Consider the following 14407-nt stretch of genomic DNA (forward strand, 5'->3'; position numbering starts at 1 on the left):
GCTGCAAGCTATATTTTCTGACCGAAACTTTTTCCAAGGAGCAGTTTTTGAGGTGCAATGCTTAAGATAAAAATTACTTTTTTAAGCAAAAAGCATCATATAAATGCTTTGTCGGGGCGGCAGGATTCGAACCTGCGACCTTCTGCTCCCAAAGCAGACGCGATAACCGAGCTACGCTACGCCCCGAATGTTAAGCTAATGAGCGGATAGGGGGGGATTCGAACCCCCGGTACAGAACAATCCATACCGCAGTTTAGCAAACTGCTGGTTTAAGCCACTCACCCACCTATCCCTATAGCCTTATCAATATAAGGTATGTAAATTTACTGAAATTATAATAAATAAGTGCATATAATTTTCAAAAATTACTATTTGTATCCTATAAAATCATAGCCTATGGCGCTTTCAACAATTCTACTAGTGTGTGTATGGCTAGGCTATGGGCTGCTTTTAATAAAATACCACTTTCTTGGAAGGCGTGTCTGCTGAGATAATCAGCCAATGCTGTTTTGTTTGGAAAGCAATGGATGGTTGGGTATGGTTGTTTGCAGGCAGAAAGGGTAAACAAAGGACCGCATAGTAGTACCTGATTATAATCAGGTTGCCCAAGTTGTTTAACAATTGTATCGTGCCAAGCTGTAGCGTGGCTACCTAACTCAGCCATATCACCTAGGATAACCACACGGTAGCGTACCTTTAATTGCAGCAACGCGTCCAGTGCAGCTTGCATGGAAGCAGGACTGGCATTATAGCTATCTATAATCAGTTGATTGCTGTCTTGGACCACTAATTGCATCCGTTGGTTGGTGGGGATATAATCTTGAATGGCTTGGTGGGCTACTGGAGGCGGTACCTTAAAGTATTGGGCGACACCAAGTGCTGCTGCGATGTTGTGTATATGGGGTTTCCCTAACAAGTGAGTGGTAACTTCTTGCTCTGATTTATAACGTATATAGGGCGTTTCACACACCAATTCAATGGGTGTGCAGTTGTAGGTAATAGCGTGTTTCAATCGTGTTTTTATGATAGCTGATAAGGAAGTTAAGTGGTTTAAGAAAATAGTACCACCAGTCGCATAGAGGTAATCATATAACTCACTTTTACCCTGTATCACTCCTGCTATATTCCCAAATCCTTCCAGGTGTGCCGCACCAATAGCAGTAATTAAACCATGCGTCGGTCGGGCTATTTGGCAACAAAAAGCAATATCACCTAATTGGGTAGCACCCATTTCTATAACGGCTAGTTGTGTATCCTGTTGTATGGATAAAAGGGTTAAAGCAACCCCAATGGGTGTGTTTAAGTTGCCTTTGGTGGCTACGGTTCTATAAGTGGTCCGCAGAGTCGTGTATATCAACTCTTTGGTAGTGGTTTTACCATAAGACCCAGTTATAGCTATAACTGGAAGTCCATATTGCGACCGATGGTAACTAGCTAGTTGTAGGAGTGTAGCCAGGCTATCCTCTACTAGGATATAGTTAGATGAGGTTCTGGCATAAGTAGGGTCATCTATGACTACATAACGGGCACCCTTGGCTAGGGCTTCTGCGGCAAAAGCATTGCCATTAAAGTTAGGGCCCCGAATGGCAAAAAAAAGGGAACCTGGAGTCAAATGGCGTGTATCTGTGGCCACAGACTGTGTCATTAAATATTTCTGATAAAGTGTGGCTACCATAAATGTCTAAAGATAGACCCAGACGGTTAGCTGTAGGCAACAACGCTAGGCTTAGGGTCTGTTGTATGCTTAAAGTGGCCCATGGACAGCTGAACAGAGGGTACTACTTTCCCTAAGAAAGGGCTATAGCCTATTCTTAACGTCGCGGCCAACCACGACATGGTGACATGTTCTACTTGTAAGCCTATGCCATAACTATCTACCCATGTCTGGTTCAATAATGCTTGATTCTGATTATACAGGGCTATAAAATGGACAAACCCAAGACAAGCAAATCGAATGGGAGGGATCATAATGGGGATATGTAAAGTGCTGTCTAAATGGATAGTAAGCCGCGCATGGATAGGCGCTTGCATGCTATTGTCTTCGTCAGGTAATGCTAAGGATTCGGGATCACGGCGCCTAATGCCTAACTGACGTTCCTTGGGCATGCGGTAACCCGCTATATAATCTATGGTAATAAACTGACGTGCGCCTTTGCACGTTTGTATAGGTGGACCAGCATAGGCCAACGCCAGTTTTAATATCGCTTCTTCGCATCTTTTTTTATTTATAAAAGTTCCTGACGAACAACTTAAATGTAGATATCTAAGCCTAGGGTCTGCGATGTTTTTAATACAATGGATGCCTATATATTGTCTATTGTTAAATTTGCCCTTTTGGTAACCATATAGTATTTCTATCGATCCACCCTTGGGTAAAGTTTCCAAAGCATGCAGTCGGTATACCCCCCTTGTGGTTGTGTAATCAGCAGCTACCCAGCCTACCTTACCCAAAAGAAAACTATTATTTTGGTACGTTGTATTGCTCATCGCTGTATCAGGTGGGCGTGCGGTGAAGGTTTGCTTACCACTGCTTAACCCAATGATCCAGGAATAGGGCGTGTAGGGTTCCTTTGTTTGTATAGCGAATAACTTGCCTACCCATAAATTCTTGTAATTAAATTTATAGTTGTAACTGTAGGCAATACCTGTTTGATTGTAACATTGTCCGCCAAGGAAATAGTTCCCATGCCGATGAGGCAGTTCATATATAAAACCATAGCCCCATCTTTTCTTTAGGAAAAGTTGGTTGCTGAAGCGGTGGCCATAGCCTCCTACATTGTGATGCGTTAGGGTACACAATGGTCCCTCATCTAGACTTACATCGACCGTTATAGGAAATTGATCCTTGGTCTCTATGATCAGGTCCGATAGCATCGTTGCACTATTTCTTTTTACCTGTTTACAAGTAACAGAAACAGTTGAAAAGTAGGGTAGTGCCATTAAGCGTTGCTTAATAGCCAAGCGTGTTTGCGCATCAAAAGTTACACCAGGTGCCAAGGAAATATAGCTACGTATGAGCGAAGCATGTGTAGTAGGGGTCAGCCATCGCAACAAACGTAAGTAAGGGTATGATGGCGTTGGCGCTATAGCGCCTGTAGATGTTATGGTTATCGTTCTAAGTGTATAAACAGCAGAGGCGTCTGCCTTAGATGGCATACAAAAGGAAAACATCCATCCAGCTGTTAAGCCTATAAACTGTGCGATACCCTTAGCTTTTTTGCGCATGGATGTAACCATTTGAAACGTTATAATGCTATATAAGTGGTTCGGGCTGCAATCTAGGATAAGGAGTTATGTTGAACCAATAACACCTTATTACCTAGAAGTGATTCCCAAAACCATATAAAAAGATGTAGGATGCTGCGATCAGCTTACAAATCAAGGCCTACATGAACTGCATCTACTACAGATAGCGCGTTATAGGTTGCTTGACTTGCTCCAAGCCTTAATATTCATCTTCATTAAAGATAAAATCATCCCCTGTTGGGTAGTCAGGCCATATTTCTTCAATCGAGGTATATGGATAATCATCATCATCCAATTCCTCTAGATTTCTAATCACCTCAAAAGGGGCGCCTGATCGTTTGGCATAGTCTATCAATTCATCCTTAGTAGCTGGCCAAGGGGCATCTTCTAAATGCGATACTAATTCAAGTGTCCAATACATAATGTAAAAGCGAAAAATAAATTAAATTTAAACTGCGTCGGATAGGCTTTAGGCCTATCTTTTAGCAGGCAAAAATAGCGCAATTTTCAAATTCATACAAGCAATTACCACTCTATTGCTTGTGATGACTAGGCAATTGTTTGAAGCGCACCTTAACGTTAAGGTGTATGGCTACGCTACAGATAGTATAATTTATGCAAATTTCTTTTTTTCTTGCCAGGCGTTACGTTAAAAAGCATGGCCACACTACATTAATCTATAGGTTATCTAGACTTTCTTGCTACAGTATGGCATTGGGTAGCGCTATTTTAGTACTTATCTTGTCTACCATGAATGGAATGGAAAAGGTACTGTCCAATTTGTTTGATACCTATACACCTGCCTTAAAAATAGAACCCAAGATCGGTCAAACATTTATCTGCGATGCCGAATTAAAAGGTCATATCATAAATCTTTCTGGTGTAGCAGATATTGTAGAAGTATTAGAGGCCACTGCACTGGTACGGTTGCATCGTCAGCAAGCCATTGTGACGTTTAAAGGTGTTTCTAACAACTTTACAGCAAGTGATTTTTATAGAAACGCTACCTGGATGGATGGGGTTACTTTTTTGCGGGATGGTAGCCCACAAGCTATTGCAGGCATCTTGATTGGCCAATTTTTACAATGGACGCCTCATAGCAATCGGGTAGAGGTTTTTTATCCAAAACAGGGTGGTTACCTGCTTTGTAAGCCCTACAAGCGCATGACTTTGGCGGTGCATGGCCTCTTCTCTATAGCGCGGAAAATTGATGGCCAATATATCATTGCTCCTATGGATTTTGTCGAGGCGTTGACAGGTGGCCGTCATCAACGTACCCATTGGGAAGTGGTCCTCGAAGAGACCGCGGACCTGGCAACCATACAAGCCCGCATACAGCAAGTATTGCCAGATGGCTATAGCGTGACCCATCGAGATGAACAAAATGTACCACGTCGTAGGGCTATCTTCATAGAACGCCTTTCTGTCTGTTTTATTTTTGCTTTGGTATTGCTTTTGGCTGCACTGCATATTTTCTTTATGTTATGTATGTTGATTGTGCATAAGCAAAAAGATATAGCGATGCTTGCTGCACTTGGTGCGACGCCAGGTCAAATAGGTAAGCTTATATGCTATAATGGCCTCTTGGTATCTTTAGAAGGTATGCTATATGGACTGATTATAGGGTGGGGTTTAGGCTTTTTGCAGCAAAAGTTTGGCATCATTACCCTTACTAGGGTGCGTAGTAGGATCCCGTATCCGATAGAAATGCATGGAGTGGATTGCCTATATACAGCTATGATAACCACTGTATTTAGTATGTTGGCTACCCTTTGGCCCGTGAAATGCGCTATGCAATTAGCCAGAAAGTCATTGCGTGGTACCAGTCTCATCGAGAGATAAGCGAAAGAGATGAAAAAAATAATTATTATTAATTTAATAAGTTTATGTGGCTTGATGGGGTTTAAATGCAAGCATGTTGATGCTACTATTCCTGTCGTGGAGCAAACTGCTTCTAAAATTTCCCTCACATCGAATCGCACCAAGCCTAGTGCGCACAACCATCTTACTGGAGATGACGCTATAGTGCATCCAATTGTAAGTTACGATGTTAAAAATGATCAATTAAGCAGGTATTATTTATTTAAACCTACACCAGCCTCTGGATTGGACCATGCGTTATGGGAAGAAGAGAATCACAATAAGGCTAGCCATCAAAAACTTTTCAATTGGTTTGCAAAAATTATCCCTCAGCAATACAGGGAAGGGATCAAGTATTTTGCCATAATTGATCCACGACAAAGCAATGCAGAAGAAGTTGTATGTGCCGCTATAGGTCCGCAAAGCCAAGCATCTATAGAGCCTTTCTGTCTATATATGGCATTTGATCTAGAAGGTTATAGGGATCTTCCTTACTTATTAAGCGATAATAGCCTAAGCTGTAACTGGTTGGTGTATATATTGCTCCATGAATTTGGTCACTATTTGACTATGAATGAAGCACAACAAGCGCTTATAGAAGGCGCTTTTGTTCCCAAAAAAAATTCAATTTGTGAACAAATTTGGTTTAGACCTGCTTATAAAAAGCTGGCAACTTGTAGTAACGAGGTAGCATTGGCTCGATGCAAAGAAGAACTCTTCAAACAAGGAGAGTTCATTACAGAATATGCGGCCAATTCTTGTTTAGAAGACGCTGCTGAAACTTTTGCCTATTTTGTGCTCACGGACGAACGCCCACAACCAGGCGTTAGTGGCGCAAAAGATAAGATTCTGTTATTTTATGAAAATGAACAAATGGTCAACATCCGAGAGGATATTCGGGAAAATCTCAAAAAACTAGGCATCGCTCCTAGAGTATCAAATATATTGATCCACTGTTCAAAACTCCTAACGAAGGCAAAAGAAAAACTCAAAAAACTAATAGGAAGAGCAATGTGAGGGGTCAATGGTGTCAATTTAAGGGAGATATTTTATTATTTTTACTGTGTGCCCAATTCCTTTATAGGCAGCTACCATGCCAGTAATATACTAATTGCATGGAGTATATAAGCATTTATATATGCATTCATTTTATTGCCCTTGCCTTCCATTACGTCAATGTAAAGCGCTTCTCGCTCAAGGAGGTGCCAAAAATTTAATTAAAACTAATCTAAATAATTATTAAAAACCAGATAAAAAAAATAGTTGTTGCTGATATGTTGGGCTTATTATATAGTCTAATGTTGGCTGGATGTAGCCAATCTGGAGCTAGTATGATGGGATCAGTTGGGTCTATAAAAAAGCAATCTAATTACGAAAAATGTTGCAAGTGGATTAAGGACATCCTGCATCGCATAGGTGTTAGTTACCCTATAATTGTAGAATATAAAATTGTCGGCGATCAGCTTAAACGTGAACATACATGCAAATATAAACAGGACTGTGGACTTGATAAGCATCAATGGGAAATAGAAAAAAAAATCAAGATAAACACCAAGGAATTTGGAACTGTGTTGCGAATATTATCAATAAAGAATATAGAAAACAAGTAAATCGTTTAGTCGTATTCGCTCTAAATAAGAATATACTCGCATATATGGGATCGCTAGCTGATCCATAAGTGATCAAGGAATGCAATATACGAATTTTCTGTTATATATAAGGGCACTAAATCATATAAGGCTCTCAACCTTTCTTTATAAGGGTTTATATTTCTGAAAAACTCATGTAAACCTAGGCGACCCTCAAGTGGCTTGATAAAGTTTATACAACCTAGAATAGATAAAGAAGAAAAATAACCTAGACTTTTTGGGTTTATAGACTTTTTTTGATCTGACACGGCATATCCACCCGAAAACTTACCACAACCAGTAGTAAATACTAAAGATGATCCCAAAATTAATCCGGTTGTTAATTGGGAAAATAAAGCCTGTGTTATATGTTTTTTAACTTTTTTATGCACAATAAGTGAAGTTTTATAGTAGTTCTGCTTTCCCTCCTACCTACTCAATGCCTGGCCACTCCTATTCAGAATTTACCATTTCTGTGTATTTTACTTTTCAGGATATGCTGTATTAAATCCTGTCTTAGCTTCTCACTATATAGATCTGCAATAGCTTCTTTATCTTCTTTAGCAACCGATTCTGATTGAAATTGTAGCTTATTGATTCTTTCTACCAGTTCTCCCATTGCCATTATATTGTTATTTTTGAGGCTTTTTAGTTGAAAATATTTGACCGGGTCATCTTTTTAAAATCTTGGATCAACTAGTGTTTTATCTATCTGTCTATTTTGCGCCTCTAGATTTTTGATTTGTTCTTTATAGATAGGTATTAGCTTATTATTGCATTCTTTAGCCGCTATTTTAATTTGATCTGAGCGGCGCAATTCTCTTTGTATATCAGAGCAAAGTCCATTTAAATTTTTTGAACGCTTTACATTTAGGAAATTACTACTTCTACCAGTAAAAGCATCTATCCTACCTAAGAGAGACTTTTCTCTGAAGTACGAAAAAGAACAATCTCTCTTAAGCGCTCTAGTACAATCTAAACTAGGAATATAATCACTTGGGTTTAAACTAATACCTTTAATACTTCTCCCATGTTTGAGTTCCTGAGTGCCATAGACATGGCCTGAAATAAAACTATTTTTTACTTTTAAAGCCTTTTTTCTGCCTTTTCTTTCAAAGGATACTGGAAAGTAGTTTTTTTCCTGTTTAGGAGAAGGAACTATCTTGTTAACTTTTTGAACTACCCTTTCAGGCTTAACGATAATTTTTTTAGTTGCTTTAACAGGTTCTGGTAGAGGAGACTCTGATTTAACGTTTGATACTGCTTCTTGGTCCGCTTTCTTGACATTGTTTAGCATATCTTCAAATAAAGAAAAACGTACTTTTTCTGATTTAGATTGACCGAATCCTTTCATTCTTTGATTGGTTTCTTTAGTAATCGATAAGGGTTCTGCTTTTTCCAATAGCTTACAAGGTTTAGGAGGAGGCGCTACAAAAAAATCATGCCAACTTTTTGTTTTGCTCACATCCCTGAGCACTACCCAAGCAAAAACCAACAAGCCAGCCAATCCAAAACTTAATTGCTTTTTGTTCATAGGAACTAAACTTCTTTAGGGTCTGGCATCAGACAGGGTATACTTAGCAACAATCTATTAGGTAGATTCAAGCTTAAATCCCTACGTCCTTTTTTCTCTTCAAAACAGACAATGATACCTGATTTTTCTACCTTATGTTTAATCACAAAAACCATAGGAATGATCTCTCCAGGGGCTACTACCATACGCTTAGGCTTGAGTGTAGTAGGAATAGTGGTTTTGTCTTTGTTGTTACCTACAAAGTAAATGTTCCCTACTTTGTAGTTATAAGGAGAGTTGTTTTTCAATATAAATTTTAAAACAGTCGCTTCTCCTGTGCTAACCGCGTTGCTCAAAAAACAACTTACTTTTTGTTTAGTCTGATGAAAGCGTTTAATATTTGGTTATTCCTGAGATACATATGCTAGTTAAGATGTGGAGCTTGTGGATAACTTTGAAAAAGTTATCCATCAAATCCACATCTTAGAGAAAGGTCTAGATTTGTCGGGTTGCAACCCAAAGATTGTGTTGATTAAATATTAAAGCTAGCAGGTGACTTGAAGGCAACTGGACTTTAAGTTAATTAATAGTCGAAAACAGAGTAAGTACCTGCTTAGCCTTATTTTTGCTTTGAACAAATAGCAGAAGAAGTTGTTACCAACTGTCTTGTACGATAAGAATAAAGAAATATAAATATAATATAAAATGAACACAACACTCGGTTTAGACGTCAGTAAATACCGTTCAACTTGGGTTTTTTTTAGATCGGCTAGAGGCCTATTTGGTCTATTTGAATGTAGTAAGCAAAATAACGCATGCCATGATTCGACCTTGTATGCGCACTAGAGAGGCCTACTTAGCCGATAATGTAGGCCCTCCTACCACTGAGGCCTCCAAAGAGATAGTAGGGGATGCTTTGCCTGTAAAATAATGATGGTAAGGATGCATTTAATGCAATCATGCACGCTATTCAATATTTTTGGTTATTTTTGATCCTATATTGGTCTGCACTTTTGCGACAGCAAAATAAATCACCCCTTTAAAGTGGCCGTGGTGCCCACTAATAGGGATCAATATAATATTTATATGACAATGGTTTTTAGTATGTTTCGGTTCAGATATTTGTTTTTTATATGGTTGTCATTGGCTTCCTTTGCAGGTCTTCGTCGCAATCACCCTACCAGTCAATCTCCCGGTAAGGTAAGCCAGACGACAGGGCGTCCTTTTAACCAGCCAGATACCCTTTCGGTAGTTCCTTGTAAGGCAAGGCCACCTATTCCAGGTATGGTCTATATTGAGGGAGGGTATATGATCATGGGTAACTTAGGTGAAGATAAACTGGGTACAGGGGGTTGTTGTGCCAAGCCTGTTACCGTTAATTCTTTTTGGATGGATGAAACACCTGTTACCAATTTGGCCTATAGAGAATACCTCTATGATTTGAAACAGCGTGGCTTGATGGAACAATATCAGGCTGCTATGCCCAATCAGCAAGTTTTTATAGAGCACTTTAGCTACAATGACCCATTGGTAGACAATTATTTATATGCACCTGGTTTTATGTACTATCCTGTTGTGGGCGTCAGTTGGGAGCAAGCTATGAAATATTGTGCGTGGCGGACCGAGAAACTTCATGAGGCGATTAAGAAACGCAAAGGAAGTCCAGTTCCCGATCCTGATCCTGATGCGGGATCCTCGAATGGTGAAGATGAACCAAAGTTTATGGTTCGGTTGCCTACTGAAGTAGAATTTGAATATGCTGCGCGTGGTGTAGTGGGCGCACCGGATATAAGCTATTTACAAAGTCATCAGCGCAACTACCCTTGGGATGGATCTTCTCCAAGAGGAAAAAATGGTCGGTTTTTAGCTAATTTTAAGCGCGGTAAAGGCAATTATAAGGGAATGGCTGGTGAATCTGACCATTCGGCACCAACTTCTAACGTCTATGCCTACCCTCCTAATGCAGTTGGTCTTCGCGATATAATGGGTAATGTCTGTTGTTGGACACTTGATACCTATAGGCGCATACAAGATACAAGTGATTTAAATCCAGTTAGGCGTGATGGTTTTTTGGATCCTGCTGCGCACTATAGTGCAACCCATAAGGCTTCCCTGGTGAATGATGATGCAAAAGTCTATAAAGGCTGTTCTTGGGCAGACTGTGCCTATTTTTTACAAATAGGTACCCGCCGGTATTTGAATAAAGATTCGGCTACGGCTACCATTGGTTTCCGGTGTGTGGTTTCCAGCTTAGGGCAGTAATAGATGCTGGGTCAGCCTATTTTTAGGCTTCTACTACCGCTATGGTGGCAATGCTTACTTGGGCTACACCTGCCGCTAAAAGCGCATGGGTGCAAGCGGTCAAGGTCGCTCCTGTAGTGAGAATATCATCCACCAGCAGCAGGTGTTTGCCTGCTAGTAAACCTGCGTCTATAACTTTAAAGGCATCTTTAAGGTTGGCGATACGTTCTATTTTATTTTTGGTTGTTTGGGAGGGCGTATAACGGGTCCGTGCTATGCATGCTGTGTACAAAGGCATGTTTAGTGCAGCGGAGAGTCCTTTTGCAAAAAAATCACTCTGGTTATAGCCCCGTTCTTTGAGTCGTTTGGGGTGCAGTGGAACCGCTACAATTCCATCGATGGATGGCATCATCGGTGCCTGATGTAAGATCTGGCCATAGCGTTGCCCTAGCATCTGTCCGATTTTGGGTTGGTTTTTATACTTCATAGCAAAGAGTACTTGTTCAAGATGGCTCTTCTTTCTTAACTTGTAAAGCGAAAATCCATAGGCTATGGTCACTTTACCTATAAAGTAGTTGGTAATAAGGTTGTCTACTAATGTATGCGCGTTGGTTTCTGGAAATGCACTCAAACAAATGGTACAAACCCATGTTTCTCCCTGAATCAGTTTATGGTTGCATCCCACGCATAGGGGTGGAAAAAACAAATCCAATAGCCCAGCGATCAATCGTTTCATCATATAGAAGTATGTGTTCAGCGCATTGGTTTTTATTAGGCATCTGTTCCAATCACTGGTTTTTTGTCCACTTTTTTATCAAGAAAAAAGCTATTATCTTACTATGCAAGTTTTTTAGTCATTTTGTACTCGTTTTTGATACTTTTGACGAAGCTTCTTTTTTGTTGTATAAGCTTATGCGCCAGCTCTAGGAGCTTCCTCATACATGCTACGATAGCCACTTTTTTAGGCTTATATTTACCTACTAATCTATCATAGCATTCTTTTAAATATAGGAACCACTTTTTCCCTGCTAATACAGCCATATACAGTGCATCTCGTGGTATTTTCCTTCCTCCCCTAATAAATCTTTTTCCCTGTTTTTTCCCACTATCAGCCGCATATGGTGCTATACCTACTAAAGCTGATAGTTGATTACTACTGTAGCTTCTATCACCTAATTCAGGTAAAAAACTGACTAATTTAGTGGCTAAACATTTCCCGATTCCTGGAATGGTTTCTAGTATATTAGCCTTTTCGTCTAGATCCTTATCAGTAGTTATGGTTTTATTTAACGCTTTATCAATAATTTTTATTTCTTTTTCTAAAAAATCGATATGCCTTTCTATGCTTTCTTTATCTATATTAGTCTGGCTATGGTGTAACCGTTTCTTTTCATTGCTTAATGTAGCTACCAGCTCTTCTCTTCTTTGTTGTTGCCTTTTAAGCCGATCTGTTGTAATATAATAGCTGTAATTAGCTTTCAATCCCCTTTCCTGTCCATAGCGAGCTAGTTTAAAAGGTAGAGTAGAGCACTGGCGCGGTGAAGTATAGGACCAGGTTTATCCGTGTCCATCGTTTCCGATTTCGTGCCTAAATAACCCAATCTCTCTTTCCCGTTTCCAGCACCCCCCCGTCGCACCGTACGTGAGGTTTTCCCTCATACGGCGCACGGATCGTCTTCTTCGTCTGCATTACGTCCATCTGTATCGCACCCGATAAGCTCCTACATTGACTAATTTGTACACTTTGTGGAGCTTCTCGTCGGGGAGTTCCTTATACCCGTTCTTCCTACTCCCTTTCTTTTTCATGATAAATCTTCTCAGACGCCTGTTTGCATGCCCTTGTACTTTCCTAAATCTCCTAGAACTGGCCGTGTGACGGTAATACTCCGTCCACCCCAGTAAGGATGCGTTTAAGTCTTTAACAATAGTTTCAACACTTTCGTGCAACCGGTTCCGATAGGTCAATTGCGTGACTTTCTTAATAATCCGCTTGATTGCATCAGGTGTAGGATACATATGGGTAACGGGTTTCTGATATCTTGGCGAGTATCCCCTTTTAAAGGCATACCCTAAGAAATTGAAACCTTCTTCGGCCGTGGTCATTCGACTCTTTTCTTCATTGATCGAAAGGCCCAAGCGTTGCAGATACCCACATAAAATACCCAAAATCTTCTCTACCGGTTTATTCGACACTATCACGAGATCGTCCGCATAGCGGACAATCTGTGCATTCCACCCATTCCTTTCGGTCATCCGCTTGACCCATACTGTGTCTAGCAGATTCAGGTATATATTAGAAAGTAAGGGCGAAATGGGGGACCCTTGAGGGGATCCTTGTCGAGTAGCAACTTCTTCGCCTTTAAGGACTCCTGAGCGAAGCCAGGCTTGTATTAACTTTAGAACATACCTATCACTGATTCGCTTTTGAATGACTTTCATAAGCTTATCGTGTGGGATTGAGTCAAAGTATCGCTTCAAATCAATATCTAAAACTTGGGTGAGCCCGTAATTAAGCCATTTATATATTGATAGACTTGCATGGACTGCGGATCGTTTAGGTCGAAACCCAAATGAGCATTCTTGGAAGTCTGCTTCAAAAATTGGCTCTATAACAAGACGGGTTGCAGTTTGTACTAAGCGGTCCTTAATCGTGGGCACTCCCAAGATTCTTATTCCTCCTTTCGGTTTGGGTATTTCCACGCGCTTTGTCTTATTGCTTCGGTAGCTTCCTGATTCCAGTTCTTTTTGAACTTGTCCAAGAAACGCTTCTTCCCCTTGTTCTTTGATTTGTTCTATTGTTATTCCATCTATGCCTGGTGCCCCGTGATTTGCACAAACCTGTTTCCATGAACAGACCAGTACGTCCAATCTATATATTTTGTCATGAAGGGTGTAGAAGCTGCGTTTAGGATTAGACTTAGCAGATCGATAAAGTTCTCGCTGCAGTTCTCGGACGCTTTGTGCCATGTGGTTACCTTGCGGAATCATGGTATCTTTCCCTGTTTTGAAAACATGACGAAACTGAAGATCCTTCGCTCCGGTAAGGTTTTGTTGTCCTTGCCATCTTCACTACTACTATCTTCCCGACTTCCTGCACAGCATCGGAACGAACTTCGACTTGCGCCTTATATCCTTCCTTACTCTTGGAACTTAAAGACCGTGCAGGATCTCCCACGTTTCTCCTCCTTTCTTTCCTACGTGCCGCCCCTGCTACGCCGGGAGATAAGTGACGGTTATTGACCTGTTATCTTTCCGTCACTTTACAGCTTTCGCCCACCAGACGAGAGGCTCAGCATCTCCAATTCCCAGATTTCTCTGGTAAGACCTTCACGGCGCTACATATAGGTTCCTTGCGTACGGCCCGCAGTTTGCGTAGCTCCTTGTACAGAGCCGTCGTCGAGTGGCTTCATCTACAAAAATTACTCTTTATAGATGCACTCCTCGCTACCTGGCCAACAGGCCTATTGCCAGGGTGGGACTTGCACCCACTAGAAAGGAGGCCTTCGTGGCACGCCATCGTGTTTATCCGTTTTACAGTGGTCTAGAGATTTACTAAATGAACTAAAAGTATATGTATTCACTTGATGTATGTGTACATTAGCGGCATACAATTTCTCACAAATGGCTCTTTCATATCCCCCAGTTGGTTCACATACTATAATTTTAACAGCTACTTGATCTAAATAATCTATAAGTTCCTTATGGCCCTGCTCATCGTTACGAAACCTTTTATATACAGATTTAGCCTCTTGACTATAGAAACATGCATCCAGCCATGTTTTCCCTATATCTAAACCAAGTATTCTGTTCATTTTATATTATATTTATTTATATTTCCTTATTCTTATCGTACAAGACAGTTGTAGGCAACTTCTTCTGCTATTTGTTCAAAGAAAATAAAGGTAAGCAGGTACTTAAG

General features: G+C 40.5%; 15 protein-coding genes and 2 tRNA genes. 4 read left to right on the forward strand and 13 right to left on the reverse strand.

Annotated elements, in window-relative coordinates; all coding sequences use genetic code 11:
• Positions 1-111: 111 nt before the first annotated feature.
• From CE557_RS03690 to CE557_RS03710, 5 genes are all read right to left on the reverse strand, one after another.
• A tRNA-Pro gene (locus CE557_RS03690) sits at positions 112-186 on the reverse strand.
• Between the two features lie 17 nt (positions 187-203).
• Positions 204-292, reverse strand: a tRNA-Ser gene (locus CE557_RS03695).
• Positions 293-394: 102 nt separating this feature from the next.
• The gene (locus CE557_RS03700) at positions 395-1633 is read right to left on the reverse strand and encodes a UDP-N-acetylmuramoyl-tripeptide--D-alanyl-D-alanine ligase (RefSeq protein ID WP_162789996.1); all 1239 of its coding nucleotides are present in this window, start codon (positions 1631-1633) and stop codon (positions 395-397) included.
• Positions 1634-1701: 68 nt separating this feature from the next.
• A complete protein-coding gene (locus CE557_RS03705; RefSeq protein ID WP_114910249.1) occupies positions 1702-3225 on the reverse strand; it encodes a BamA/TamA family outer membrane protein in 1524 nt (507 codons plus the stop codon).
• 220 nt (positions 3226-3445) lie between these two features.
• A complete protein-coding gene (locus CE557_RS03710; protein ID WP_034576849.1) occupies positions 3446-3667 on the reverse strand; it encodes a DUF2795 domain-containing protein in 222 nt (73 codons plus the stop codon).
• A 194-nt stretch (positions 3668-3861) separates the two neighbouring features.
• Between CE557_RS03710 and CE557_RS03715 the strand changes: the two genes are divergently transcribed.
• The 3 genes from CE557_RS03715 to CE557_RS03725 all read left to right on the forward strand — a co-directional run bounded on the left by CE557_RS03715 (position 3862) and on the right by CE557_RS03725 (position 6716).
• Positions 3862-5088 (forward strand): ABC transporter permease, encoded by a 1227-nt coding sequence (locus CE557_RS03715; protein WP_114910250.1) that lies wholly within the window; start codon positions 3862-3864, stop codon positions 5086-5088.
• Positions 5089-5097: 9 nt separating this feature from the next.
• Positions 5098-6123 carry a hypothetical protein gene (locus CE557_RS03720; RefSeq protein ID WP_114910251.1) on the forward strand — a complete coding sequence of 342 codons (1026 nt, stop codon included), beginning with the start codon at positions 5098-5100 and terminating at the stop codon, positions 6121-6123.
• Positions 6124-6380: 257 nt separating this feature from the next.
• Positions 6381-6716: a hypothetical protein gene (locus CE557_RS03725; RefSeq protein ID WP_114910252.1), complete on the forward strand. Its 336-nt coding sequence runs from the start codon at positions 6381-6383 to the stop codon at positions 6714-6716.
• Positions 6717-6769: 53 nt separating this feature from the next.
• Here the strand turns inward: CE557_RS03725 and CE557_RS03730 are convergent, their stop codons facing one another.
• From CE557_RS03730 to CE557_RS03740, 4 genes are all read right to left on the reverse strand, one after another.
• The gene (locus CE557_RS03730) at positions 6770-7126 is read right to left on the reverse strand and encodes a hypothetical protein (protein WP_114910253.1); all 357 of its coding nucleotides are present in this window, start codon (positions 7124-7126) and stop codon (positions 6770-6772) included.
• Positions 7127-7191: 65 nt separating this feature from the next.
• On the reverse strand, positions 7192-7359 hold the full coding sequence (locus CE557_RS05055; RefSeq protein ID WP_162789997.1) for a hypothetical protein: 168 nt from the start codon (positions 7357-7359) through the stop codon (positions 7192-7194).
• Between the two features lie 54 nt (positions 7360-7413).
• A complete protein-coding gene (locus CE557_RS03735) occupies positions 7414-8268 on the reverse strand; it encodes a hypothetical protein (RefSeq protein WP_114910254.1) in 855 nt (284 codons plus the stop codon).
• A 5-nt stretch (positions 8269-8273) separates the two neighbouring features.
• Positions 8274-8603: a hypothetical protein gene (locus CE557_RS03740; RefSeq protein WP_114910255.1), complete on the reverse strand. Its 330-nt coding sequence runs from the start codon at positions 8601-8603 to the stop codon at positions 8274-8276.
• Positions 8604-9351: 748 nt separating this feature from the next.
• Here CE557_RS03740 and CE557_RS03745 point away from each other — a divergent pair.
• The gene (locus tag CE557_RS03745; protein ID WP_162789962.1) at positions 9352-10509 is read left to right on the forward strand and encodes a formylglycine-generating enzyme family protein; all 1158 of its coding nucleotides are present in this window, start codon (positions 9352-9354) and stop codon (positions 10507-10509) included.
• Between the two features lie 22 nt (positions 10510-10531).
• On the opposite strand, the gene CE557_RS03750 is transcribed toward CE557_RS03745, so the two are convergent.
• The 4 genes from CE557_RS03750 to CE557_RS03765 form a co-directional block, all read right to left on the reverse strand.
• The gene (locus tag CE557_RS03750; protein ID WP_114910047.1) at positions 10532-11227 is read right to left on the reverse strand and encodes a ComF family protein; all 696 of its coding nucleotides are present in this window, start codon (positions 11225-11227) and stop codon (positions 10532-10534) included.
• Positions 11228-11325: 98 nt separating this feature from the next.
• Complete coding sequence (locus tag CE557_RS03755; protein WP_114909767.1) at positions 11326-11970, reverse strand: transposase; 645 nt, start codon at positions 11968-11970, stop codon at positions 11326-11328.
• A gap of 207 nt (positions 11971-12177) precedes the next feature.
• On the reverse strand, positions 12178-13476 hold the full coding sequence (gene ltrA, locus CE557_RS03760; RefSeq protein ID WP_114909766.1) for a group II intron reverse transcriptase/maturase: 1299 nt from the start codon (positions 13474-13476) through the stop codon (positions 12178-12180).
• Between the two features lie 500 nt (positions 13477-13976).
• Positions 13977-14300 carry an IS110 family transposase gene (locus CE557_RS03765; protein WP_114909843.1) on the reverse strand — a complete coding sequence of 108 codons (324 nt, stop codon included), beginning with the start codon at positions 14298-14300 and terminating at the stop codon, positions 13977-13979.
• Positions 14301-14407: the final 107 nt, after the last annotated feature.

The organism is Cardinium endosymbiont of Sogatella furcifera (genome assembly GCF_003351905.1).
Taxonomy (GTDB): domain Bacteria; phylum Bacteroidota; class Bacteroidia; order Cytophagales; family Amoebophilaceae; genus Cardinium.

Bases quoted from the DNA above. Each gene is read 5' to 3' on its own strand.
- CE557_RS03705 (WP_114910249.1), bottom strand. From the start codon at position 3,225: ATGCGCAAAAAAGCTAAGGGTATCGCACAGTTTATAGGCTTAACAGCT.
- CE557_RS03710 (WP_034576849.1), bottom strand. From the start codon at position 3,667: ATGTATTGGACACTTGAATTAGTATCGCATTTAGAAGATGCCCCTTGG.
- CE557_RS03715 (WP_114910250.1), top strand. From the start codon at position 3,862: ATGCAAATTTCTTTTTTTCTTGCCAGGCGTTACGTTAAAAAGCATGGC.
- CE557_RS03720 (WP_114910251.1), top strand. From the start codon at position 5,098: ATGAAAAAAATAATTATTATTAATTTAATAAGTTTATGTGGCTTGATG.
- CE557_RS03725 (WP_114910252.1), top strand. From the start codon at position 6,381: ATGTTGGGCTTATTATATAGTCTAATGTTGGCTGGATGTAGCCAATCT.
- CE557_RS05055 (WP_162789997.1), bottom strand. From the start codon at position 7,359: ATGGCAATGGGAGAACTGGTAGAAAGAATCAATAAGCTACAATTTCAA.
- CE557_RS03735 (WP_114910254.1), bottom strand. From the start codon at position 8,268: ATGAACAAAAAGCAATTAAGTTTTGGATTGGCTGGCTTGTTGGTTTTT.
- CE557_RS03745 (WP_162789962.1), top strand. From the start codon at position 9,352: ATGTTTCGGTTCAGATATTTGTTTTTTATATGGTTGTCATTGGCTTCC.
- CE557_RS03750 (WP_114910047.1), bottom strand. From the start codon at position 11,227: ATGATGAAACGATTGATCGCTGGGCTATTGGATTTGTTTTTTCCACCC.
- ltrA (WP_114909766.1), bottom strand. From the start codon at position 13,476: ATGATTCCGCAAGGTAACCACATGGCACAAAGCGTCCGAGAACTGCAG.
- CE557_RS03765 (WP_114909843.1), bottom strand. From the start codon at position 14,300: ATGAACAGAATACTTGGTTTAGATATAGGGAAAACATGGCTGGATGCA.